21 protein-coding genes are annotated in these 20,879 nt (G+C 49.3%); 10 read left to right on the top strand and 11 right to left on the bottom strand.

The window, feature by feature from the left end:
* Positions 1-19: 19 nt before the first annotated feature.
* The 3 genes from A8707_RS05715 to A8707_RS05700 form a co-directional block, all read right to left on the bottom strand.
* Positions 20-1,663 (bottom strand): ArnT family glycosyltransferase, encoded by a 1,644-nt coding sequence (locus A8707_RS05715; RefSeq protein ID WP_068815840.1) that lies wholly within the window; start codon positions 1,661-1,663, stop codon positions 20-22.
* 339 nt (positions 1,664-2,002) lie between these two features.
* Positions 2,003-2,830, bottom strand: coding sequence for an SGNH/GDSL hydrolase family protein (locus tag A8707_RS05710; RefSeq protein ID WP_068815839.1), 828 nt, complete (start codon positions 2,828-2,830; stop codon positions 2,003-2,005).
* Between the two features lie 381 nt (positions 2,831-3,211).
* Complete coding sequence (locus tag A8707_RS05700; RefSeq protein WP_068815837.1) at positions 3,212-4,288, bottom strand: tetratricopeptide repeat protein; 1,077 nt, start codon at positions 4,286-4,288, stop codon at positions 3,212-3,214.
* A gap of 321 nt (positions 4,289-4,609) precedes the next feature.
* Between A8707_RS05700 and A8707_RS05695 the strand changes: the two genes are divergently transcribed.
* Entirely contained in the window at positions 4,610-5,587 is a 978-nt protein-coding gene (locus tag A8707_RS05695; protein WP_068815836.1) for an N-acetylmuramoyl-L-alanine amidase-like domain-containing protein, read from the top strand.
* Here A8707_RS05695 and A8707_RS05690 read toward each other — a convergent pair.
* The gene (locus A8707_RS05690) at positions 5,584-6,903 is read right to left on the bottom strand and encodes a D-alanyl-D-alanine carboxypeptidase (protein ID WP_068815948.1); all 1,320 of its coding nucleotides are present in this window, start codon (positions 6,901-6,903) and stop codon (positions 5,584-5,586) included. The genes A8707_RS05695 and A8707_RS05690 overlap by 4 nt on opposite strands.
* Positions 6,904-7,067: 164 nt before the next feature.
* On the bottom strand, positions 7,068-7,301 hold the full coding sequence (locus tag A8707_RS05685; protein WP_068815835.1) for a Nif11-like leader peptide family natural product precursor: 234 nt from the start codon (positions 7,299-7,301) through the stop codon (positions 7,068-7,070).
* A gap of 329 nt (positions 7,302-7,630) precedes the next feature.
* Here A8707_RS05685 and A8707_RS28930 point away from each other — a divergent pair, with 329 nt between their 5' ends.
* The 4 genes from A8707_RS28930 to A8707_RS05660 all read left to right on the top strand — a co-directional run bounded on the left by A8707_RS28930 (position 7,631) and on the right by A8707_RS05660 (position 10,630).
* On the top strand, positions 7,631-8,410 hold the full coding sequence (locus tag A8707_RS28930) for a hypothetical protein (RefSeq protein ID WP_197484635.1): 780 nt from the start codon (positions 7,631-7,633) through the stop codon (positions 8,408-8,410).
* A 6-nt stretch (positions 8,411-8,416) separates the two neighbouring features.
* The gene (locus A8707_RS05675) at positions 8,417-8,857 is read left to right on the top strand and encodes a surface-adhesin E family protein (RefSeq protein ID WP_231947951.1); all 441 of its coding nucleotides are present in this window, start codon (positions 8,417-8,419) and stop codon (positions 8,855-8,857) included.
* Positions 8,858-9,238: 381 nt separating this feature from the next.
* On the top strand, positions 9,239-9,451 hold the full coding sequence (locus tag A8707_RS05665; RefSeq protein WP_068815832.1) for a type II toxin-antitoxin system HicB family antitoxin: 213 nt from the start codon (positions 9,239-9,241) through the stop codon (positions 9,449-9,451).
* 210 nt (positions 9,452-9,661) lie between these two features.
* Positions 9,662-10,630 (top strand): patatin-like phospholipase family protein, encoded by a 969-nt coding sequence (locus tag A8707_RS05660; RefSeq protein WP_068815946.1) that lies wholly within the window; start codon positions 9,662-9,664, stop codon positions 10,628-10,630.
* A gap of 650 nt (positions 10,631-11,280) precedes the next feature.
* Here the strand turns inward: A8707_RS05660 and A8707_RS05655 are convergent.
* The 3 genes from A8707_RS05655 to A8707_RS05645 all read right to left on the bottom strand — a co-directional run bounded on the left by A8707_RS05655 (position 11,281) and on the right by A8707_RS05645 (position 13,543).
* Positions 11,281-11,754: a hypothetical protein gene (locus tag A8707_RS05655; protein ID WP_068815831.1), complete on the bottom strand. Its 474-nt coding sequence runs from the start codon at positions 11,752-11,754 to the stop codon at positions 11,281-11,283.
* Between the two features lie 25 nt (positions 11,755-11,779).
* Complete coding sequence (locus A8707_RS05650; RefSeq protein ID WP_068815830.1) at positions 11,780-12,205, bottom strand: hypothetical protein; 426 nt, start codon at positions 12,203-12,205, stop codon at positions 11,780-11,782.
* 75 nt (positions 12,206-12,280) lie between these two features.
* On the bottom strand, positions 12,281-13,543 hold the full coding sequence (locus A8707_RS05645; RefSeq protein WP_068815829.1) for an FGGY-family carbohydrate kinase: 1,263 nt from the start codon (positions 13,541-13,543) through the stop codon (positions 12,281-12,283).
* Between the two features lie 27 nt (positions 13,544-13,570).
* On the opposite strand from A8707_RS05645, the gene A8707_RS28925 reads away from it, so the two are divergent.
* A complete protein-coding gene (locus A8707_RS28925) occupies positions 13,571-13,762 on the top strand; it encodes a hypothetical protein (protein ID WP_197484634.1) in 192 nt (63 codons plus the stop codon).
* 82 nt (positions 13,763-13,844) lie between these two features.
* Complete coding sequence (locus tag A8707_RS28920; protein WP_082906239.1) at positions 13,845-14,339, top strand: FCD domain-containing protein; 495 nt, start codon at positions 13,845-13,847, stop codon at positions 14,337-14,339.
* Positions 14,340-14,587: 248 nt separating this feature from the next.
* On the opposite strand, the gene A8707_RS05635 is transcribed toward A8707_RS28920, so the two are convergent.
* The 3 genes from A8707_RS05635 to A8707_RS05625 all read right to left on the bottom strand — a co-directional run bounded on the left by A8707_RS05635 (position 14,588) and on the right by A8707_RS05625 (position 15,904).
* A complete protein-coding gene (locus A8707_RS05635; protein WP_156518375.1) occupies positions 14,588-14,848 on the bottom strand; it encodes a hypothetical protein in 261 nt (86 codons plus the stop codon).
* Positions 14,827-15,108, bottom strand: coding sequence for a DUF6444 domain-containing protein (locus A8707_RS30565; RefSeq protein WP_068815826.1), 282 nt, complete (start codon positions 15,106-15,108; stop codon positions 14,827-14,829). The genes A8707_RS05635 and A8707_RS30565 overlap by 22 nt, the downstream gene beginning before the upstream one ends.
* Positions 15,109-15,238: 130 nt before the next feature.
* Positions 15,239-15,904: a 5'-methylthioadenosine/S-adenosylhomocysteine nucleosidase family protein gene (locus A8707_RS05625; protein ID WP_068815825.1), complete on the bottom strand. Its 666-nt coding sequence runs from the start codon at positions 15,902-15,904 to the stop codon at positions 15,239-15,241.
* 124 nt (positions 15,905-16,028) lie between these two features.
* Here A8707_RS05625 and A8707_RS05620 point away from each other — a divergent pair, with 124 nt between their 5' ends.
* The 3 genes from A8707_RS05620 to hpnH are packed head-to-tail and all read left to right on the top strand — an operon-like array spanning position 16,029 to position 20,680.
* Complete coding sequence (locus A8707_RS05620; RefSeq protein ID WP_068815824.1) at positions 16,029-18,632, top strand: efflux RND transporter permease subunit; 2,604 nt, start codon at positions 16,029-16,031, stop codon at positions 18,630-18,632.
* Positions 18,629-19,618: a hopanoid-associated sugar epimerase gene (gene hpnA, locus A8707_RS05615; RefSeq protein WP_068815823.1), complete on the top strand. Its 990-nt coding sequence runs from the start codon at positions 18,629-18,631 to the stop codon at positions 19,616-19,618. Before A8707_RS05620 ends, hpnA begins: the two co-directional genes overlap by 4 nt.
* Before the next feature lie 45 nt (positions 19,619-19,663).
* Positions 19,664-20,680: an adenosyl-hopene transferase HpnH gene (gene hpnH / locus A8707_RS05610; RefSeq protein WP_068815822.1), complete on the top strand. Its 1,017-nt coding sequence runs from the start codon at positions 19,664-19,666 to the stop codon at positions 20,678-20,680.
* The last annotated feature ends 199 nt before the right edge of the window (positions 20,681-20,879 follow it).

Genomic DNA, 20,879 nt, shown 5'->3' with positions numbered 1-20,879 from the left:
GTGGTTGTGAGACTGCCGATTACGGTTTCTTAATCAGTTGCCACTTTTGAAATGAGCCGATGACGGGATATTGAGCGGGTTTGGTGGCTGCAATACTCGGATCGAGCCACGCATAGTCATCTCGTTCTAGAAGATTTATTTGGGTAAGAGGTCGTCCGATGTGCGGTGTGTAAAAGTTGAGCAGCAGATAAGTTTTACGATCGTCGCGACTCATCCGATCGTCGTTCACTACAAAACTGACGCGATGCGATTTCAGAACGGCTTCAATCTGGGGCGTTTGCAAAAATGTCTTTAGTTGAGGAACATAGTTTCCCCACAATCCTGTTAAACCGAGCATCGCTAGTCCCATCCAAGAGGTGAGTAGCCATCCTGCTAGCCATTGCTGCGATGATTTCGTCAAGTCTGTCTGATGTCGTCTCAGCCAGACAATCGGTAAAGTTAGCCACCCAAACCCTACAACAAGAGCCACGATCGAGCCTAAAAATAAAATCTCTAACTTCACACCCGGAATCGTAATCAGACGAGTCAAAATTGCGAAACTCATCGCGATCAGAATGACAGCAAAACCACCAAAAACTAAGTTTAAGCTCGTGAAAAGTCGATATTGTTTGCGGTTTGCGTAGAGAATAGCGAGTTGGTTGAGCGCGATCGCTGCCAACAATCCCACAAAGGGCATTAACTGAAGCGGGTAATAGTGAGTGCGAGTCCCAAATAACGTCAGTTCGACGAATAATAAAATGGGATATCCCAGCAATAATAATCGAGCGTGATTGTCTTTTAGAAGTTGTCGGACATCGCGATCGTAGAACGCCAACCACAATCCCGCCAACGCAAAAAATACCCACGGAAAGCCATTCGCCGGGATGTTCCAGATATAGTAAAACGGACCTGCTCCCAAATAAGTCTGTCCTTTGAGATGAATGAGTTTGCCGAACAATTCTGCGATCGGTTTATTACCATAGTTCGCGATCGCGGCTCTCAACCACACGATCGTAGGTAAAGCGCCCAACCCTAAACCCACATACAACCAGGGATTTGTGAGATGCCGATGACGCGACTGTTGCCCGATTAGATAGGGCAAAAGCGCCACCGCCGCCGGAATGATCATAAATCCTTTAATCAAAAATCCCCAGCCAACGCTACAGCCCGCCAGCAGTAACCACAAAGAATTTCGAGTTTTGAGTTGAGGATTGGTTGCTTCTAAAAGCGCCCAGATTCCGAGTAGCTCGATCGAGACAAGGACAGAATCTTGCGTTGCCAATCGCCCATATTGTACGACTAACGGAATGACGCTAAAAATCGCGGCTCCTAACCACGCCAAACGGGGATTTAAGAGATAGCAGCCGATTCGGTAAGTTAACAACACGCTGAAAACGAACGCGATCGCGCTTGGCAGTCGCGCCGTTCCTTCACTGGTGCCAAACATCAGATAACAGGCAGCTATCAGCCACTGAATTCCGATCGTCCGATCAAATCCCGCTTCGCCGCCCCACTGCACGCTGACCCAATCGCCCGTTTGCAGAATCGATCGGGCTTGAGCCGCATAAATGCCTTCGTCGTGCGCCATCAGGCTTTGCTGTCCACTTCTGAGCAGCACGAGAGGCAAGACCCAGAGCAACAGCGTCAAGTAGGGCAGCAGCCGAGAGTAAGAAAACCGTTTCATGAACAGCGATCGTCAGAAATGCAATGTTTCTGAATCCAGATATCAACCAAAGAATTTACCCTCACCCTAGCCCTCTCCCTGGGGAGAGGGAACAAGATTTCTAGCTCCCCTCTCCCTAGGGAGAGGCAGGGTGGTTTCATTGTCATTGAAGAAAATTCAAAAGCATTGAAAACTCGTTCCCTCTTGTCACAGCGTTGCTCCAATGGGAACGAAGCGATAAGCCTTTCAGAATTCCTCTGGCGACAATGAAACCACCCTGCCCAGATTGGGGGATTTAGGGGGCGACTGTCAAGCAAGTTAGCGTCAGCTCAAAATAACAGGTTATTTAATCCACGATCCTTAGCTCGATCTCTGCCCAACTTGCAGGGCTGAAAAGGCAATTTCGCTCAGTGCTCGATGCGCTGCCGTAGTCGGATGAATGCCATCCCAAAACAAGAAGGTGTCGGGTTGACGACAGCGATCGGGAGCCGAGAGGCAACCCGTCGTCACGTTGGTAAACCCAAACTTAGCTGGATTAGTTTCGGCTTCTTGATAAAGCGTGTTTGCGTCTAGTGAAATGATTTTAACTTTGGCTCCAACTCCTTTAAGAGACTGAGCCAAACTGAGGTTGTGAGCCTGAGTAACCGCACTGAGAGGGCTAGAATTGCTCGTGTTTCGCGTCGATGGAAGCTGCCCCAAATCAGGTAAGTTGCCGACTAAGATGTTTTGGGCACCCACCTTTGAGAGAGACTCGATCGCCTGCATCAGATTTTTGACCACGATCGTCGGACTGGTTGCCCCTTGCAGATAATCATTTGCGCCTGCCCAGATGACGTAGAGTGCCTGTGGGTCTGCCTGGGAGTGAGCCGTTGTGAAACTCTTCACCTGAGTGAGCAACCCAGGAACTCCATAAGAACCGTTCGCTCCGGTGGTTGCCCCTCCTGCCGCAAAGTTGTGAGCGCGATCGAGGGTGACTGCTAGCTTAGAAGCCAGATGCTCAACCCAAACCGGACCGTTTGAATAGCGTCCTTGAAAGTAAGGTGGGCTAGGAGGATAGGCTCCTCCAGTGGCGTTATAAATGGTGCCCGTATCTGAAAGGCTGTCGCCAAACACGTAGAGCTGATTGATGGGGCTGACTGCCTGATTTTTGCTATCAGAACTCGGTAGCAACGTTGCAAACATGACCATAGTAAATGCCAAAAGCGCTAAAGCGATTGCAAAGATGAGTTTTATTTTCACGGTTTCAGTGAGGGCTGGCTTGAATCAGTCGATCGATAAAGTCTTTAGACTAGACTCCACGCAGAATGAAGTCAGTCGCCCATTTAGCCAAAACCCCTTGAAACACCTGCGACTTCCAATGTAGCAACCCAGTTTGGTGCGCCGAGTGCGTAAACCCGAACCCCTAGAGGCAAAACATCTCACTCAATAAATCGTAGACCTCTTGCAAAAGTCCCTACCCTCACCCTAGATCCCTCTCCCAAACTTGGGAGAGGGACTTTGAAATCTGGCTCCCCTTCTCTCAAACTTGGGAGAAGGGGATGAGGGCATCTTCAGACTTTTGTAAGAGGTCTAGTCAGTCACTAAAATCGCCTGCCCGATCGCCCTGTGATAAGTCGCCCGCACACGAGGACCAAAGACAATCAAATCGTCTGTTTTGAGTGCCCAAGTCTGCTGCTTCTGCCCGTTGACTAGAAGCCCATTGGTGCTCGGTTTCCCATCTAAATTGCCGTCTGTAATCGTGTAGGTATAGCTGCCATCTTCGTGGTTGACTCGCCGCAGCACTGCATGATATCGAGATGCAAACTGCGATCGTAAACAGATGTCATTCTTCGGATCTCGTCCGATCGTGTAGTGTTTGTTTTCTAACGCAATCTCGCGCTGTCCGGCATCATCCTCAACGATGAATAGAGGCTGCGGACATCCTGCCGATTCAACCTCACCACCCTCTTTAGGCGAAGTTGATTCATCTATCGGCGCTGAATCGTCGTAGCCATCTCCATACCAGGTTGGCTTAGTGGTCGGCTGCCGCAGTGAGTTTAGTCCAAGCTGCTGAGAGGCTAACAGACGAGCTTGCCACGAAACCTGATCATCTGCTTGCAGAGAGAGGGCACGATCGTAGTTGGCGATCGCCTCGGTATAGCGTTTTAGCTCGACCAGGGCGTTGCCACGATTGCGCCAGGTCAAATAGCTTTCAGAGTTAAGCTGCAAGGCGCGATTGTAGCTGGCGATCGCGTCTTCATAGTGACTCAACCCATAGAGCAAAGCGTTACCGCGATTTTGCCAAGCTCTGACATGAGCATGATTGAGTTGCAGCGTCTGGTCATAGCATTTGAGCGCCGCTTCATAGTCTCCTAGTCCATACTGCAGGGCATTGCCGCGATCGTGCCAAATCTCATCAACCGATCCGCGATTGGGGTCAGTTTCTAACGCCCGATCGTAACTCTCGATCGCTTCAGAATAGAAGCCCAAACTCTCTAGAGACAACCCGCGTTCATACCAGGCTTCCCAGAAGTCCGATCGTGTTTGCAAAACTTTGTTGTAGTGGGCAACCGCTTTCTCATGTTCTCCAGCAGCGGCACAGTCAAGCCCGTGGCGGAAACACGCAAGAGCATCACCCGTCAGGGGAAGACGATCGGTATCGAGCATGGCTGGATCTATTAAAAACTTCCCTAGCCTGAACTATTTTGAGCCTACCACAGGACGATTGAGGATGAAACGCGAACCTGATGAGATTGCTGAGTTTTCATAGGAACTATATAAAGTCAACGAGATTTATTCCGCATAATCTATCCTATTCGTCTTCCATAAACGAGATCAGGAAATTATTAAAGATAAATAATTAAATGATTTCTAGAGAGCTTTCAGCAAGTCTTCTAGAAATACTTAAGTCTGGGTATATTATTTAACACAAGTAGGGGGGCGATCGTAGGTTAGCCTCCGCAAGGTTAGTTGATGAGAACACCGGGTATGAAAAAACGAGTTAGGCTTTCGATCGTGGGGATGCTATTGGGCTGCGCGGCTGTGTCTCCGTGGATCTGGACAATTGGGCAACAGGCATTGTCTAGTCCAACCCTCCAATCAGTTTATCTAAAGCCGTCAAGCCTTACCCAGAATCCTGTTATGGAAGCTAAAACTCTCTCAACTGAGATGGCTTTGTCTGCTCAAGATGAGGTTAGTTTTCAACGAATTATGAAATACGCCCGTGATCGTGACTTATATCAGCGTCCAATGGGACGTGTGATGCAAGCGGTCGCAGAACAGCTATTGGCTACTCCCTATCAAGAAAATCTGCTAGAAGAATCATCAGCCGAAACGCTAACCCTATCGCTTCAGAAATTTGACTGCGTATTGTTGATAGAAAGCGTATTGGCAATCACGAGAGGAATTGTTAAGCGAGATTACTCAACGTCTACATACATTCAGAATATTCGTGAGCAACGTTATGTGAATGGTGAACTGAACGGATATTGCAGCCGTTTGCACTACTTTTCAGAATGGCTTGCCGAGAATCAAAAACGAAACATTATGAAAAGCCTCACCTCAAAATTAGATGGCGTTCCGATCAACAAGACCTTAAATTTTATGAGCACTCACTGGCAGGCTTATCCGCAGCTTGCCCACAGCGAAGCCAATCGTCAGTGCATTTCTGAGATGGAGTCAACCCTAGACAATGCCAGCATTCGCTATATTCCCACTGACCAGATTCAAAGCAAATATGCGTTGTTAGAATCGGGAGATGTGATCGCGATCGCGACCAAAATCCCTGGTTTAGATGTGACTCATACGGGGTTGGTTTATCGCAGCCCAAACGGAGGCATCGGCTTAATCCATTCTGCCCCCGTGAGAGGCGTGATGATTTCTCCCAATCTTCAGCGCTATGTCGAGAGAGTAGACGACGCGATCGGAATCCTCGTCGCCCGTCCCGTCGATCTGCGCACGCCTTAGTTGATCCGTTCACTCACGGTTGCTTTGCCCGATCGCTCCCCGTTCACAGACAGCTCTGCTGGAGACGTTTGCGCTGCGCCCCACTGACTTGACAGCCGTTGTAAAAGGGATTCTTGCTCTGACCGAAACCCCTCTAGATTTGCGCTGCCGCCATTCATCACCACAAACCAAACAACGCCCTTTTTGGTCGTCGGCAACGCCCCCGCTAGCGCACTAACCGCATCCAAACTGCCCGACTTCGTAACTGCCAACGTCGGGATTTTACGCGCATCTAAAATTCCCGTATCCTGTCCGACAACAGTGAAGATATCGGCAACTGTCAGCTTAGAGGGTTCGAGAAATCGCTCGATCGCCAAAAACATTGCACAAACCGCACGAGGAGAAATCCGATTTTCGGCGGCTAACCCCGACCCGTTGACCAGCAGCACTTCTGACTGAGGAACATTCGCCGCTTGAGCCGCTTTAAACGAAACAACTTTTGCCCCGCCCACCGTGCTAGCGATAATTTCTGCCATCACGTTGTTGCTGTAGCGATTCATTTTCTTGAGCAGTTCAGCCAGCGGCAGCGATTGATGACGCAACAGCGGCTTAACGTTAGCAGGAATCGTATTTGCGACTTTGACAGACCCCGCGATCGCCACTTGCGGACGAGGCGTTCCGGGTGGCAAAGTGAGATGTTGGGCTTTGACTTCTTCAGTCCAGGTGGCGGCGTTGAATGCCTGTTTGAGCAACGCACCAGACTTTTGAGTGTCTACCTCAAAGTTCATATAAAATCTGCCGACGACAATCACATTGCCCGTTATCTGGCGGATTTGTAGCTGATTGAGCAGATTCCCTAATGCGATCGCGTCTTCCCACACCAATAAGGGATCGCTGCCGCCTTGAATAATCAAATCTCCTTTGAGAACGCCGTTCTCGATCAGTCCCGTTGAGCCAATTTCGGTCACAAATCGATGGTCAACGCCAAAGGTTTGCAGCGCCGCTAAAGAAGTCGCCACTTTGGTGAGCGATGCCGCCGATAGAGGCGTTGTCCCTTGATGATTGACTAATAGCGTTGTGCCCGACTGCATCCACACGCCTTGAGATTTTTCGGAAAACCCCTGACTCGCTAATTTTTTGAGATATTGCTGAATCGTGCCACTCGTTGCCGCATCGGGTGAAGTGGTCGCAGCAAGCACAAAAGGACTTTGACTAGACGGCAAAGAGGCGGGTGAAGAAATCACTTGAGGCGCGATCGATTTAGACGCTTCAGCCGTGCAGCCAGTCGTCAACCCTAGAATGAGTAACGCCAGCGAAAAGGGACGAGATTTGAGCATGATTTTAGAGAAGAACTGCCACAACATCACAGCGTTTCTCAAGATATGCTAAGCGATCGTCCGTTACCCAGTCACATTTCTCACAAATTTATTAGATCATTTGTTCTAATTTCACGCGATAGAGACGTTCCACCAGAACGTCTCTAAAGGGTTCACCCCATTTTCTATCGGGGAACGATGCGTTCGCGACCTCCAACGCCAGGGTTAAATAGAGACGCAAGTTCAGCTTCAGAAATCTGATCGAGAGCGCTTTCTAAGTCATCTTCTGTAAAGTGATAACCCCGCTCAGAGGCAATCTGAACAAACGCTTTAGGATCGCTGGTAGCTCGCACTCTTGATTGCAGCGCTTGATCTTTCCTAACAGCTTTAAAAAATTCTGCGGCGCGATGTTGAGACATAATTTTATCCCTCATTTGTGATGATAGTGAGAGCCAAACATAAACAACCTTTTGCAGATGCATCGATAAAGTTGAGAAAATCAACTTTGTGCAAAAGGTTTTTCAGACTCTTTATCTTCAAGGTTAGAAGGAATCGCTCAGATTGTGAGAAATTCGATAGCAAAGTTTACTAATATGTGAACAAGAATTACGGTGGTGATGTTGTTCACATCATGGATACTGAGATCAAACCTATTCTGTTAGGGTGACACTTTTAAACTGGGTTAGCATCTCTTGACCTTCTCAAAAGGTTCATTCTTATTCACTTCCATGACAAAAATTTTGATTCAGTGAAGCAACCAATCTTTAAGATAAGCCGTCAAAAGCATTTATCCATTAGCTTTAGATTCACGGGGCAACTTATGCGATCGCGATGGGTCGGATTAATCGGTGGTTTTGGGGTCAGCCTTTGCCTGAGCGCACTGCCTGCTCAAGCTCAAATTTCAGAAACTCAGGTTGGGAAGATGGTCGAAGCTCTGCGGCAAGCAGCCCCCAAAACGGCAACTAAAGATGATGGTCTCTATAGCGAATGGCAGGTGAAGCCAGACGCGATTTCTCGATGGTCAAAGCAATGCACGGGTCGCCAGCTTTCATCAACCGAGTTTGAAGCGAACTCCACAACGGCACGATCGGTCGTCACTTGCGTCGTTCGCGATGCCCTGCGTGACGAATATCGCGCCAGCGGCAACAACGAATTTATAGCGGTGCGACGAGTGGCTGCTTGGTGGATGACAGGCGATGCCACCAGCTATAGCAAAACGGCGATCGCGCCCTATGTCGAGGAAGTCGTCAGTCTCTATAAATGGCGGACTCCAACCGTTGCAACCGCGCCTACCCCTAGGACGAATGGCAATCAGACCTCGATCTTCGATCGCTATATGCAAGCAGGCTATGCTGCCGAGCAGCAAAAAGATGCGGCGACTGCGTTGCTCTACTTCTCACGGGCATTAGATGAGCGTCCAAATGATCCGTTCGCGATCCAGGCGATGCGAAACGCGCAGGCATCGATCGAGCAATCCGCTAAACCGTCTTCTAAACCCTCAGCCGAACAACCCTCTCTTAAGCGTTAACCGATCGTGATTAAACAACTTTTTCAATGGGTCATGGTTGGAGCAATGGTGGCGTATGCTCCGATCGCGTCTGCTGTCGAATGGACAAAGATTTCTGAGAATTCTGTAAATGACAAGTTCTTTGTCGATACAAATTCGATTCAGCGCAATGGCTCAAGCGTCTGGTATTGGGAATATCGCGAGTTTCCCCAACCAAACAACGCTTTTTTAGACACTAAAGTCGATCAGCCGTTACACGGTGCTGTGATTCGCTGGTCGGTAGACTGCACGACCAAATCGCAGCGCATGAGAAAGGTTAATGCCTACACTAAAAACAGGAAGCTGATTCAAAAGTTTGAGTATGGCGATAGCGGAATGCTCTCTCAGCCAAAGCCCGGAAGCAGTGCCTATGCAGTCGTAGACTATGTTTGCACTCCTAAAGATGAGGCAAAGTCTGAGTCTCGATAAATAGATCGTTACTGTCAACTGCATAACCAGATCCGCAGCTTCTTCAAGTTTTAGGGTCAGTCAGGTAAAATTAAGAACCTTACTTTGAATGTCAAAAATTTGAGCCTGAAGAAGTGGAAAGGAAAACTCAGTGAGTCAGCGAGATAAGCTACTGGTCAAAATCTTACTGGGAACCTCCGATGCGAACATGCCCTTTGAGCCACTGTGTCAACTGCTAGTCAGCCTTGGTTTTGATGAACGTATCCAAGGAAGCCATCACATTTTCTCAAAGGAAGGGGTTGAAGAAATTTTAAATCTTCAAGCCCAAGCAAGGAAAAGCCAAAGCCTATCAGGTTAAGCAAGTTCGTAACATAATTTTGAAGTATCAACTCGGAGGTCAAGATGAAGATTAAGTATGAACTGATTATTTATTGGAGCGAGGTCGATCAAGTCTTCATTGTTGAAGTGCCCGAACTGCCTGGTTGTGTGGCAGATGGCGAAACGTATCAGGAAGCTGTGCAAAATGTCGAAGTCGTGATTCAACAATGGATTGAAACTGCACAAGAATTAGGGCGACCCATCCCAGAACCTAAAGGGCGGCTACTGTTTGCATAAGCTTGTTCGATCGTGGTTCCATGAGCAGTCAATTAAAAATGAGAGGAAGGTTTTGTTGATTTAGCTCGATCGAGGTACTATCTAGAAAGTTTCTGCCTATTCGCCTAACTTAGGATGATATACGGAGACTTGCTCTCTGATAAGAAGTTCAATGTCACTTGTTGGGAATACTACATCCACGCCAGTTCCGTAGAACAAGGATTTGTAGCTATGATTAAAATCTTGTCGATCGATGGAGGAGGCATTAGAGGCATTCTTCCAGCAATGTTGTTAGCCGAAATTGAAAAGCGAACAAACAGAACAACTGTAGAATTGTTTGATTTAATTGCTGGTACTTCCACTGGCGGAATTTTAGCTTTGGGACTCAGTAAGCCAGACTTAGATTCTGAGGGAAAGCCAAAATACAATGCTCAGAAATTGGTAAATCTGTATGAGAAGGAAGGCAGTAAAATCTTTCGTCTTGATTTACTTGAGGGTGTTTGGACTACCACAGGCATGGCTCTTCATCCTAAATATCCCCATAAAGGACTTGAAGAAGTTTTGGATACCTACTTTGGTGATACTCGTCTCAGTGAGTCTCTAAAGGATGTTCTAATCACAAGTTATGACTTGGAACGTCGCTGTCCTCAGATTTTCCTCAGTAGTCAAGCGAAGAAAAAAGCTAGCGAAGACTTTCCAATGAAATTGGTCGGACGAGCAACTTCTGCTGCACCGACGTATTTTGAGCCTCTTAAACTAAACAAGCCTAACTCATCGGATTATTATGCTTTAGTAGATGGTGGTGTTTATGCCAATAATCCTACCTTGTATGCTTATGCAGAGGCAAAACGAGTTCATAAAGATGTAAATGATTTCTTGCTTATTTCACTGGGTACTGGAGAACTCTCTCTGAGAATGCCATATGAAGAAGCAAGAACATGGGGGTTAGCTAAATGGGCTCAACCAATTCTAGACGTTGTTTTTGATGGTGTTAGTGATGCTGTACATTCCCAACTTCAGCAGTTGATTCCTGAAGACAAGTATTACCGTATTCAACCAAGTCTCATGGGAGTTGATGAGAGAATGGATAATGCCAAGCGAGATAATATCGTCGCACTAAAAGTTCTGGCAGATAATGTGATTCGAGACAACGATAGGTTGATTGATAAGCTCTGTAAGCTTCTTCTTGAAGAAGTGTAAATAGCCTGTATTATTGATACTCTCAAATCAACAGTCCGGACAATTTTAAATCGCCAACGGTGGAATGCGGGTTTCAGCATCATCACTGAGGCAAATACCAACGGTGGAATGAGGGTTTCAGCCTCTGCCTCAAAAAATGTCCGGAGTATTGCAAACCTGTCTAAAAAGTGTATGCACTCGGAACGGAGGAATACGCTATCGGTTTATGATGCAAAGTAGTAATGTCATCCGGTGACACACAGCACAGACCGTTAAGCATTGGAGGGCACACAGGTATCGACGGACGAAGACGATTTCCGGCTCTCTGATTTACCAATTGAGATTCACTGCTCTAAGTGGGGATTGCCTGAAAGCATTGTTCAGTCTTTTCCGTTGCTAACTCTTGAACAAGTTTACGGAGTGATCGCGTTTTACTTCACTAACCATGCTGAAGGTATTACAAGTAGCCGCTAGAGCAATACTTCGGACAAAATTTGAGCAGGTTTCAGACCTCAAACCCTGATTCAGCCGTAGGCTTGATCTTTTTTTCAAAGTCAGAGGTGGAGCTAACTTTGAAAAAATAGCTCAGTCCTGAAGCCATAAGCCCTGAAAGCCTTTTGAAACCGTTCAAAAAAATGTCCGGAGTATTGCTAGAGGGGACGAGGTAAAAACTAATCACCCGTGCCATTCTTTGACTTTGGCTTGTTTAATTCTTTGCACTTCGCGTCTGCGGCTTGATGCGCTTCGACATATTCCTTGCCGCCTAACATCACATCACCATAATATTCGTAAGGCGATTTGCCATAAATGGGCAGCGACTCATCTTCGGGATAGTCTTCTTGAGCTTCCTCGATCGCCTTCTTTAACTGCTTAACCGTCAGCCGTTGAGCCGGAAAATAAAAAAGCTGATCGGCTTTGCGATTGAGATGGGGAAACGTCGGATCGACTAAGCGATCGTTCAACTCTAACCAACCATGCTCGATCGGCTTAAAGGGCGCACCCTCGTAGACTAAAAACCCCTGCACATACGTTGCGTCTTCTGTGACCAACGCCGCTTTATAAGCATTGTCAAAACTGGCTTTTCCTTTCGTCTTTACCTGTTTGGCAACCGCTTGAGATTGCTCAACATCCAATGGTTTATCCATCTGCGACCCACCACAAATCACTATCTCAAGAGTAGTTCACTGAGAGCAATTGGTGATTGAGAAAAACAACGAGTTCTTTGACGGTGGAAAGGTGATGCAGATCAAAGCAATGGCTGATATCGACTCCAAAGCGATCGTAAAAATCGTCACAGAGATTGGCTTCCCAATCAAACCAGCAGACTAGGGGGAGGTTCAGATCTTCGATGAGGCGATCGCTGGGCAATAGGTGAGCTGACATCAAGCCAGAATAGACTTCCATCTGCTGATAGACAAATTCTGCAATCTCGCTAGAGACTTCTAAGGGTTGCCAAAAAGTTTTATACCATGCCCTTGAGCCATAGAATGGGCGATCGCGCAAGGCAGAATTAACACGCTGTCTGAGCCGTAAATCAGGACTCAGATCTCCATAGGTTTTTAAGCTTTGAATTAAATTGATCAACCTGCGCCACATGCTGAATGATGTTGTTAAAAGAGGTGATTTCCTCGCTTGTTTTCAGTATTCCCACTGTGAAATCCAACTCTCTGTTTATCGAAAAACTCGATCGCGTGACTGCATTGCTAAGTTAGCCGTTCCATAAGCTGCCTCAGTTTGAGCCGATCGACGCACAGAAACTCGAAGGTGACGCTCTCGAATCACAGCCCAAGACTCGTTAGTCGCGCCTCCTCCAGCGGTATAGACTTGTGTTAATTTACTCGCGCCAAAAGATTGTAGCAGGCGATAGCCTTCAGCTTCAAGTCGGGCAATGCTCTCTAGCAGACCGTGCAGAAACGCAGTTCGATCGCTAGGGCGTGGCTCTAACCGAGGCGACAGATCAGGATCATTGATAGGAAAGCGATCGCCTGGTTTGAGCAGAGGGTAATAATCGAGCGGACTAGCTCGATCGAGAGGAATTTGCCGACTGAATTCTGCTAATTCTGCGTCGCTAAAGAAGCGTCGAAGCACTGCCCCGCCTGTGTTAGACGCTCCGCCGACCAGCCATAAATCTCCGAGCCGATGGCTATAAATTCCATAGCGGCTATCTTCGACACGGGTTTGACTGAGCAACTTTAGCACCAGCGTTGAACCGAGAGAAGTCACTGCCTCACCGGGGTTTTTGACTCCACTCGCTAAGAATGCGGCGATGCTGTCGGTCGTTCCTGCACAGATAAGGCAGGTGGAGGGCAAGCCGAATTGGGTTGCGATCGTCGGCGTAACTTCTCCAATTGGGGTGCCAGGCGCAACGACGCGAGGCAGCAAGGCTCGAAACGGGAGGGCATCGATCCAGTCAGGATAGCAGAGCCGCTCTACGTCATAGCCCAACTTGAGGCTATTGTGATAGTCGCTGATGCCCAGTTGCCCGTGCAGCAAATACGCCAACCAATCAGCTTGATGAAGAAAAACGTGAGCTGATGAAAAATCGGGCTGTTGACTCCACCAAATTAGCTTGGCAAGGCTAGAAGTGGCGCTCACAACGGTGTGGTTTGGGGGAGCGATCGCCCTCACCTGATCCAGCACGTCAGCAGCGCGAGCATCGCTATAGAGAATCGGTTCACAAATGGGTTGCCCGTGTGAATCGCAGAGCAGCACCGTTGAAGATGTGCCGTTAATTGCGATCGCGCCGATCTGCGATCGCATCGACCGAGGAATTTGCTCGATTAAACTGAAGAGTGCAGTTTGCCAATCTGTAGACATCTCCACAGAACGCTGAACAAACGGACAACGGGATTGAAATTGAATCGCCCCGCTCAAATCGATGAGCATCGATCGAGCGCCAGATGTGCCAAAATCTAACCCTAAATAGAGATTCATATCGATAGTCTCAAGCTGTATTAGGTTGTGATATCTACCATTTTGGAGCTTTCGCAGCAGGTCTTTCGCCACGATCGCTACACCGTTCTCAATCTCTTCACGAGCAGACCTGTCAAGCTCTGCGAACGGCAATTCTTGTGGGTAAATGGGCAGGGGGCGATCAAGATAAGCGAAAACAAGTTAGCAGACAGGCTACAGGTTGTCAGAACCCCGATCTGAGCAGCTAGACGAGACCGATCGAGCCATCACACAGGTCGAAAAAGCAATCGCAAAAGAATCGCACTCGTCAACGACCTAGTAACTGCTGCACCTCAACTATGAATTTTATTGCCTAATCGCCAAAAGTGCGGACAACTCCTGGCTAATGTCTTTGCTCGATCGAGTCTTCGACAAGATGACTCTGCCGAGAATTCGGACGATGCAGCACAACCCTCATGGGTTGGAGATTTTCAGCAAACATCGACACATTCATCAAGGGATTGTCGATCGTCAGCCTCAAGTTGCTACGCAAGCTATTCAAAGCCACTTGATGGCAAGCAAAGAGCGAGTCATTCGTGAGATTCAAACCCTTCAAATCACGGCGTTGCTGAATCCAATTACGAATTGCCCTCCTCACGAAGTGGGGCAAGCCCTCGACAACCCCGCTCCCGCAGGAGAAGAGAGCGAAAAATCTTGTTCCCTCTCCTGTGAGCTACTGTGCATACGCAAGTCTTTGTCACCTCGTTTCAGTCGGCTTCAGCCTCTAAATCCCCCAAAATTAGGGGACGTTGACCCTGAGCAATGGCTTGAACGCTAAACCGCTTTCTGGCTCAAAGTTCCCCAGAATGGCAGGGTTGGTTTGTTGAAAAAAGAAAGATAGACGGTGGAGGTCGTGCGTCACTCCTTTGACACAACATTTATACAATCCCCGTTGATCCGCAGTTCTGTTTCGTCAAAGTGTCTCACCGCAGACCCTTGCATTCCTGCTTTGGTCTGCCTGGACACCTCCGCCAGTTGCTCGAAACAACGCACTCAACTGTTGAACAGCGCACCTTCTAAAACGATTTATCCCAACACATCCTGCATCAATTGACAGACCCGTTCGGGTGGCAACATTTGATACTCTGACAAATACGCCAGCAGGCTTTTCACCCCAGACCCGTACTGCACGACGTTCGAGACTCCAACTGGGAATTCTCCTCGGTTCAGCACTTCACAATCTAGGCAGCACTTCACTTCTGCCTGATGGTCTCTCACGACTAACCGCATCGGCAGCAAGTCATGCACTTGCCGCACATCCCAACTCAAGACTTCGACGAACTCCAAGGACGCTCCACACCCTTGATACTAACTGACTTGATGGGTCTCGATTTCATCCACCTCGTCGCGCCGTTCCATGGGTTATTTGGATGTCCCTTCTGTCCCCCACTCTTCGTCCGCAAGCTCCGGGTTCGTTTCCCAAACCCATTACTCGATGGCGGCTTACTGCTGGTCTGACTATCCTTCTGTCGCTGATTCTCTAACGTTTCGATACAGGCTTCTAAGGTCGCAATCTGGACAAACAACCCCTCCACCAAAGCAATCATCGCGTCTTCTCCTTAGCACTTGGCAGAGGATGCCGACAACGAATACGCGATGATTGACTCAACGATTGTGCGCGCCCACCAACCCAGTGTGCAGGGTGTGAGGGAAGCTCATTCGCAATGCCGAAAAAAGTTAGGGAAGATGGGCGGCGATCGCTTCTATTGCCTGCAATCCTTTTAAAGAGCCTCGAATCAGTCGCAGGGCGGCGATCGGTTGACGGATCATCCCAAGTGCGAGAGGCAGCGATCGTAGTTTCCCGGCTGGGCTAATTGCTGCCGATAGGTCGGGTAAATCATGGTCAATGTCATCACTGACGACTCTCGCCATCGCAACGGGAACTCCTGCCTGAGCCAAGGTCGTCATAATGGCTGATCCTTCCATATCCACCACATCGGCTTGATGAATTTGTCCAAGCTGCTGCTTTTCGTGAGCCGAGGAGATGACGCGATCGCTCGTAAGCCCCCGAACCAGAGTTGTTTCTGTCAAATGTTGTTGGATTTGGTCTGTCAGGGTGGGATCGCACTCCCAGATCTTGCCCGACGCATTTCGACAGGACTGGTAGAGCACCCGATCGCCCACGCTCAATTTTGCGGTAAGACTCCCACATAAGCCCATGACTAAAACGCCTGATTGCAGGACTTCCGTAAAGGATGGGGAGCGCTGCCAGTGGGTCAAAAACTGGGTGACTGGCTCAACGCCGATCGGAAGGGCTACCACCTGCGGTGGACTTTTGCGGGACTTTAAACCGCGACAGACCGCTTGATATTCTGCACCTTGGGGGACGAGGAGAGTCAGCAAAAAGTATGAGGATAAAGTGTGACAGAATTCTATTTTGAGGATCTGTAGGATTATGGAACGTCCCTACAAACGACTCCATACTCTAATCTGGTAGACCTACGCATTTACTATTCAGTCGCACACTATGGTACAGCCAAATCGTAACCACTCTTCGCAAGAGCGCTTTAATATTTCTCGACTGGCGATCGCCGCCCCGTGGCTCACCATCGGCTTTTGGATCGCCGTCACCGTCGCGGGGATCATGGCATTTAGCTCTCTTAAATATGCGCTGTTTCCTGACATTGCCTTTCCGGTGGTGGTGGTGACTGCCAACGCACCCTTGACGACCGCCCTCGACACTGAGCGCGAGTTGACTCAGCCGATCGAGCAGACTCTGCGATCGCTCAAAGGCTTAGATGAGATTCAGTCTTCGACCTATCCGAGTCAGTCGGCGGTGAGCGTGTCGTTTAAAGTGGGGACGAGCCTAGAAGAGTCAGCTCGTGAGGTTGAGACGGCGATGAAGACGGTGACGTTGCCCAAAAATGGGACGTTTAAGGTGATCGCGCTCAACTTAAATGAGTCGGCGGCGGTGAGCTATGTGCTCGATAGTTCCTCTCGCAGTCTGGCTGACTTGACGACCGTGGCAAACGAGCAAATTGTGCCTGCGATCGCCAAGCTCCCCGGTGTGCTCAAAGTCTCACTGTTGGGGACGGGCGGACAAACTCCACTCTCGGCAGATCCCACGCCTCAAGCGGGACAGTTGGGAACGTTGGTGCGGTTCAATGGGGCAGACGCGCTAGCGTTTCAGGTGATCAAGCGGGGCGATGCCAACACGCTCGAAGTGGTGAGTGCGGTTGAAAAAGAAGTGGCGCGACTGCGAACGTTGCCGGACTTAAAGCTGACCGTAGCGGCGACTCAGGCAGACTACATTCAGAAAGCGACTCAATCGACGATCGATGCCTTAATCGAAGCGATTGCCCTTGCCGTGATCGTGATTTTTCCCTTTTTGAGAAGCTGGTCAGCCACCTTAATTTCGGCTCTAGCGATTCCGATTTCGCTGCTTGGGACGTTTATCGTCATGGCAATCTTCGGGTTTAACCTAGAGACGATTACGCTGTTGGCGTTAGCGCTGGTAATTGGCAGTGTGGTCGATGACGCGATCGTCGATGTTGAAAATATCAGCCGTCACATCGACAATGGCGAATCGCCCAAACAAGCTGCTTTACACGCGACGGACGAGATCGGCTTGCCTGTGACGGCAGCGACTTTAACGGCGGTTGCGGTGTTTCTGCCGATCGGGCTAATGGGCGGCGTAATCGGACAGTTCTTTAAACCGTTTGGCATTACCGTCGCCGCCTCAATGTTGATCTCGCTGCTGGTGGCGCGAACCCTCTCGCCCGTTTTGTCGATCTACCTGCTGCGCCCCAAAAAAGTGGGCGCTCCACCCCGATCGGGCGCGATTTGGACGAGGTTTTCGGCGGCTTATGGGCGGCTGTTGGCTTGGTCACTGCGCCATCGTGCCACTGTTACTGGAATTGCACTTCTCAACTTCGTCGCCGGAATTGCGCTGATTCCTCTGATTCCTCAAGGGTTTATTCCTAAGCTCGATCGGGGCGAGTTTTATGTTCGCTATGCGGCTCCGCTTCCGACTCAGGCGACTGCCTCAACCAACCCGCTAACGGCATCGCTGGCAGTGGCAAAACAGCTAGAAGATCAGGTGCGAAAATCGCCAGAAATTGACACGGTGTTTACGATCGTCGGCTCCCGCGAAGGAGAACCGAATAAAGGTAGTCTCTATGTGAAGTTGAAGAACGATCGCGCCACCTCCACTGCAAAGCTGCAAGACCAAATCCGATCGACGCTCCCCAATCTAGACGGGGTGACAACGAGCGTTGAAGATATTCCGTTTGTCGAGGCGGGAAGTCAGAAGCCGCTGCAAATCGCGATTCAGGGTGACGATCTTGCGGTGTTGAGTCGAGTTGCCACTGAGTTAAAAGCAAAAGTGCAAACGCTCCCCGGTTTTGTAGATGTGACGATCGTCGGGGCATCTAGCAACGAAATTCAGCAAATTGAGCGCAAAGCGGGTAAGCGAGTCGTTTATGTCAGCGCTAACTTAGGCAAAGGTTTGGCGTTGGGAGACGCGACGGAGACGATCGTCAAAGAAGCTAAAGCTTTAATTCCGCCCGGAGTCACCCTGAATTTGGGCGGCGATTCTGCGACGAGTAGCCAAATCTTTAGCAGTTTTGGGTCTACGTTGGCGTTGTCTGCTCTGTGTATTGTGGTGGTCTTAGTGGGGTTGTTTCGCAGTTGGGTCGATCCGTTAGTCGTCGGACTCTCATTGCCGTTAGCATTAGTGGGAGCAATGTTGGCGTTGCTGTTGACCCAAAGCGATTTTGGGATGATCTCGCTGATCGGCTTCGTGTTTCTGTTGGGGTTAACGACGAAGAATGCAATCCTAATCGTGGACTGTATCAATCAGTTACGCAAAGACGGCTTCGAGCGGACAGAAGCCATTCTCAAAGCAGGACCGATTCGGCTCAGACCGGTTTTGATGACGACGGCGGCAACGATTTTGGGTATGGCTCCGATCGCCCTCGGTTTGGGTGCGGGGTCGGAGTTACGATCGCCAATGGCAGTTGCGATCGCGGGTGGTCTCGTCACCTCGACGCTGCTCAGCCTGCTGGTTGTTCCGGTTGTCTATACGCTGCTGGATGATCTTAAACCCCGACCACGTGAGGTCAAATCATGAGTAAAGCATTTGTGACGGGCGGAACGGGCTTTGTCGGCGCAAATCTAGTCCGGCTGTTGCTGAAAAAAGGCTATCAGGTTCGGGCATTAGTCCGACAAGACAGCCGATTAGATAACTTGCAGGGACTTGACGTTGAACTCGTCAAAGGCGATTTGACCAATCCCGATTTAGCAAACCAGATGACCGGATGTGAGGTCTTATTTCACGTCGCGGCGCACTATTCGCTGTGGCAAACCGATCGCGATCGGCTCTATCAAGCCAACGTGATGGGAACCCGAAACGTTCTCGCGGCTGCCCGTCAAGCCGGGATCGAGCGCAGCGTTTACACCAGTTCGGTCGCGGCGATCGGAGTCGGTGATCACAGCCAACCCGTTGACGAAACTCATCAATCCCCGGTCGAAGACCTGATCGGATATTACAAGAAATCAAAATATTGGGCAGAGCAAGAAGCTGTTAAAGCCGCTCAAGCTGGACAAAATATCGTGATTGTGAATCCTAGCACTCCGATTGGCGCGTGGGATCTCAAACCAACCCCCACGGGCGAAGACATCATCTTGCGAATGCTGCGGCGAAAAATGCCTGCTTACGTCGAGACAGGTTTAAACTTCATCCATGTGGAAGATGTTGCTCAGGGTCACTTGCTGGCATTACAGAAAGGGAAGAGCGGCGATCGCTACATTCTCGGACACCAAAATCTAACGCTGAAACAACTGCTCGACCAACTCAGTCAACTCACAGGACTGCCTGCCCCGTCTCGATCGATTCCTGCCTGGATTCCTCTCAGCGTCGCCTGGGTCGATGAGCGAATTTTGGCACCTCTGGGCAAAACGCCGACCGTGCCGATCGATGGGGTGAGAATGTCTCAACACGCAATGTACTACGATGCTACTAAAGCAGTGCGCGATCTAGGGCTGCCCCAAACCCCCATCCACACAGCTTTAAAAGATGCCGTAGACTGGTTTGTATCGAATGGCTACGTAAATTAGCAGAGATCCAGCATCTCTGTCCCTGTGAGGAGAACGCAAAGACTTATGGCAATTCAATTACAGCAAGCGATCGAGGTTGGCAAATATCTGGTGATGCAGCGCCTCAAAGGACGCAAGCGGTTTCCGTTGACGCTGATGTTAGAGCCGCTGTTTCGATGCAATCTGGCTTGCTCTGGGTGTGGCAAAATTCAGCATCCGACCGAGATTCTCAAGCAAAACATGACTCCTGAACAGTGCTTTGCCGCCGTTGAAGAATGCGGTGCGCCTGTGGTGGCGATTCCGGGCGGTGAGCCGCTTTTGCATCCTCAGATTGACGAAATTGTGCGTGGGTTAGTGGCGCGCAAAAAGTTTGTTTACCTCTGCACCAACGGCATTCTTTTAGAAAAAAGTCTTGCCAAATTCACGCCGTCGCCTTATCTGACGTTTAGCGTTCATCTCGATGGCTTACAGGAATTACACGATAAATGCGTCGATCGCAAGGGCGTGTTTGACACTGCTATCAAAGCAATCAAAGCCGCGAAAGCAAACGGGTTTCGCGTCACGACCAACACGACGATTTTTGAAGGGGCTGACCCCAAAGAAATGCAGGCGTTTTTCGACTTTCTCGACACGCTTAACATTGACGGCATGATGGTGTCTCCGGGCTATAGCTATGAGTGGGCACCTAACCAAGACCATTTTCTCAAGCGCGAACAAACGAAATCGCTGTTTCGAGAAATCTTGGCTCCGATGAAAACAGGTCAGAAAAAGTGGAACTTTAACCACAATCCTCTATTTCTGGATTTTCTGATTGGTGAAAAAGACTACGAATGCACCCCTTGGGGAATGCCTAGCTACAGCGTTCTTGGATGGCAAAAACCCTGCTATTTGCTCAACGAAGGGCACTACACAACCTATAAAGAACTCTTGGCGAAGACCGACTGGGATCAATATGGTCGCAAGAGCGGAAACCCTAGCTGTGCCGATTGCATGGTGCACTGTGGCTATGAGCCAACCGCCGCAATGGACTCGATGCAGCCCGAAAATATCGGACGCTCGATCGGAGCGGTCTTTGGTACATAACTGTGGAATGACTCTCACCCCCCTCTCCCCAGGGAGAGGCAGGGTGGTTTCAAGGTCTAGAGAGAAAAATGAGGATGGACTGGAATCATCATAAAAGTAGCCGTCCATGTCCCTCATAGACCAATTAAAAACGATTCCCGATCCGCGAAGCAAGCGCGGTCAAAGCCATCCCCTCTGGTTGGTTCTGTTTCTAGCCTTG

Origin of the sequence: Phormidesmis priestleyi BC1401 (assembly GCF_001650195.1) — a bacterium.
GTDB lineage: Bacteria > Cyanobacteriota > Cyanobacteriia > Leptolyngbyales > Leptolyngbyaceae > Phormidesmis_A > Phormidesmis_A priestleyi_B.
This window is presented reverse-complemented; position numbering and strand designations above follow the sequence as displayed.

Excerpts from the sequence above, each read along its gene's own strand:
- A8707_RS05700 (WP_068815837.1), bottom strand. The coding sequence starts at position 4,288 with ATGCTCGATACCGATCGTCTTCCCCTGACGGGTGATGCTCTTGCGTGT.
- A8707_RS05665 (WP_068815832.1), top strand. The coding sequence starts at position 9,239 with ATGAAGATTAAGTATGAACTGATTATTTATTGGAGCGAGGTCGATCAA.
- A8707_RS05655 (WP_068815831.1), bottom strand. The coding sequence starts at position 11,754 with ATGGATAAACCATTGGATGTTGAGCAATCTCAAGCGGTTGCCAAACAG.
- A8707_RS05645 (WP_068815829.1), bottom strand. The coding sequence starts at position 13,543 with ATGAATCTCTATTTAGGGTTAGATTTTGGCACATCTGGCGCTCGATCG.
- A8707_RS30565 (WP_068815826.1), bottom strand. The coding sequence starts at position 15,108 with ATGATTGCTTTGGTGGAGGGGTTGTTTGTCCAGATTGCGACCTTAGAA.
- hpnA (WP_068815823.1), top strand. The coding sequence starts at position 18,629 with ATGAGTAAAGCATTTGTGACGGGCGGAACGGGCTTTGTCGGCGCAAAT.
- A8707_RS05650 (WP_068815830.1), bottom strand. The coding sequence starts at position 12,205 with ATGTGGCGCAGGTTGATCAATTTAATTCAAAGCTTAAAAACCTATGGA.
- A8707_RS05620 (WP_068815824.1), top strand. The coding sequence starts at position 16,029 with ATGGTACAGCCAAATCGTAACCACTCTTCGCAAGAGCGCTTTAATATT.
- A8707_RS05710 (WP_068815839.1), bottom strand. The coding sequence starts at position 2,830 with ATGGTCATGTTTGCAACGTTGCTACCGAGTTCTGATAGCAAAAATCAG.
- A8707_RS05715 (WP_068815840.1), bottom strand. The coding sequence starts at position 1,663 with ATGAAACGGTTTTCTTACTCTCGGCTGCTGCCCTACTTGACGCTGTTG.
- A8707_RS05660 (WP_068815946.1), top strand. The coding sequence starts at position 9,662 with ATGATTAAAATCTTGTCGATCGATGGAGGAGGCATTAGAGGCATTCTT.
- hpnH (WP_068815822.1), top strand. The coding sequence starts at position 19,664 with ATGGCAATTCAATTACAGCAAGCGATCGAGGTTGGCAAATATCTGGTG.
- A8707_RS05695 (WP_068815836.1), top strand. The coding sequence starts at position 4,610 with ATGAAAAAACGAGTTAGGCTTTCGATCGTGGGGATGCTATTGGGCTGC.
- A8707_RS05690 (WP_068815948.1), bottom strand. The coding sequence starts at position 6,903 with ATGCTCAAATCTCGTCCCTTTTCGCTGGCGTTACTCATTCTAGGGTTG.
- A8707_RS05685 (WP_068815835.1), bottom strand. The coding sequence starts at position 7,301 with ATGTCTCAACATCGCGCCGCAGAATTTTTTAAAGCTGTTAGGAAAGAT.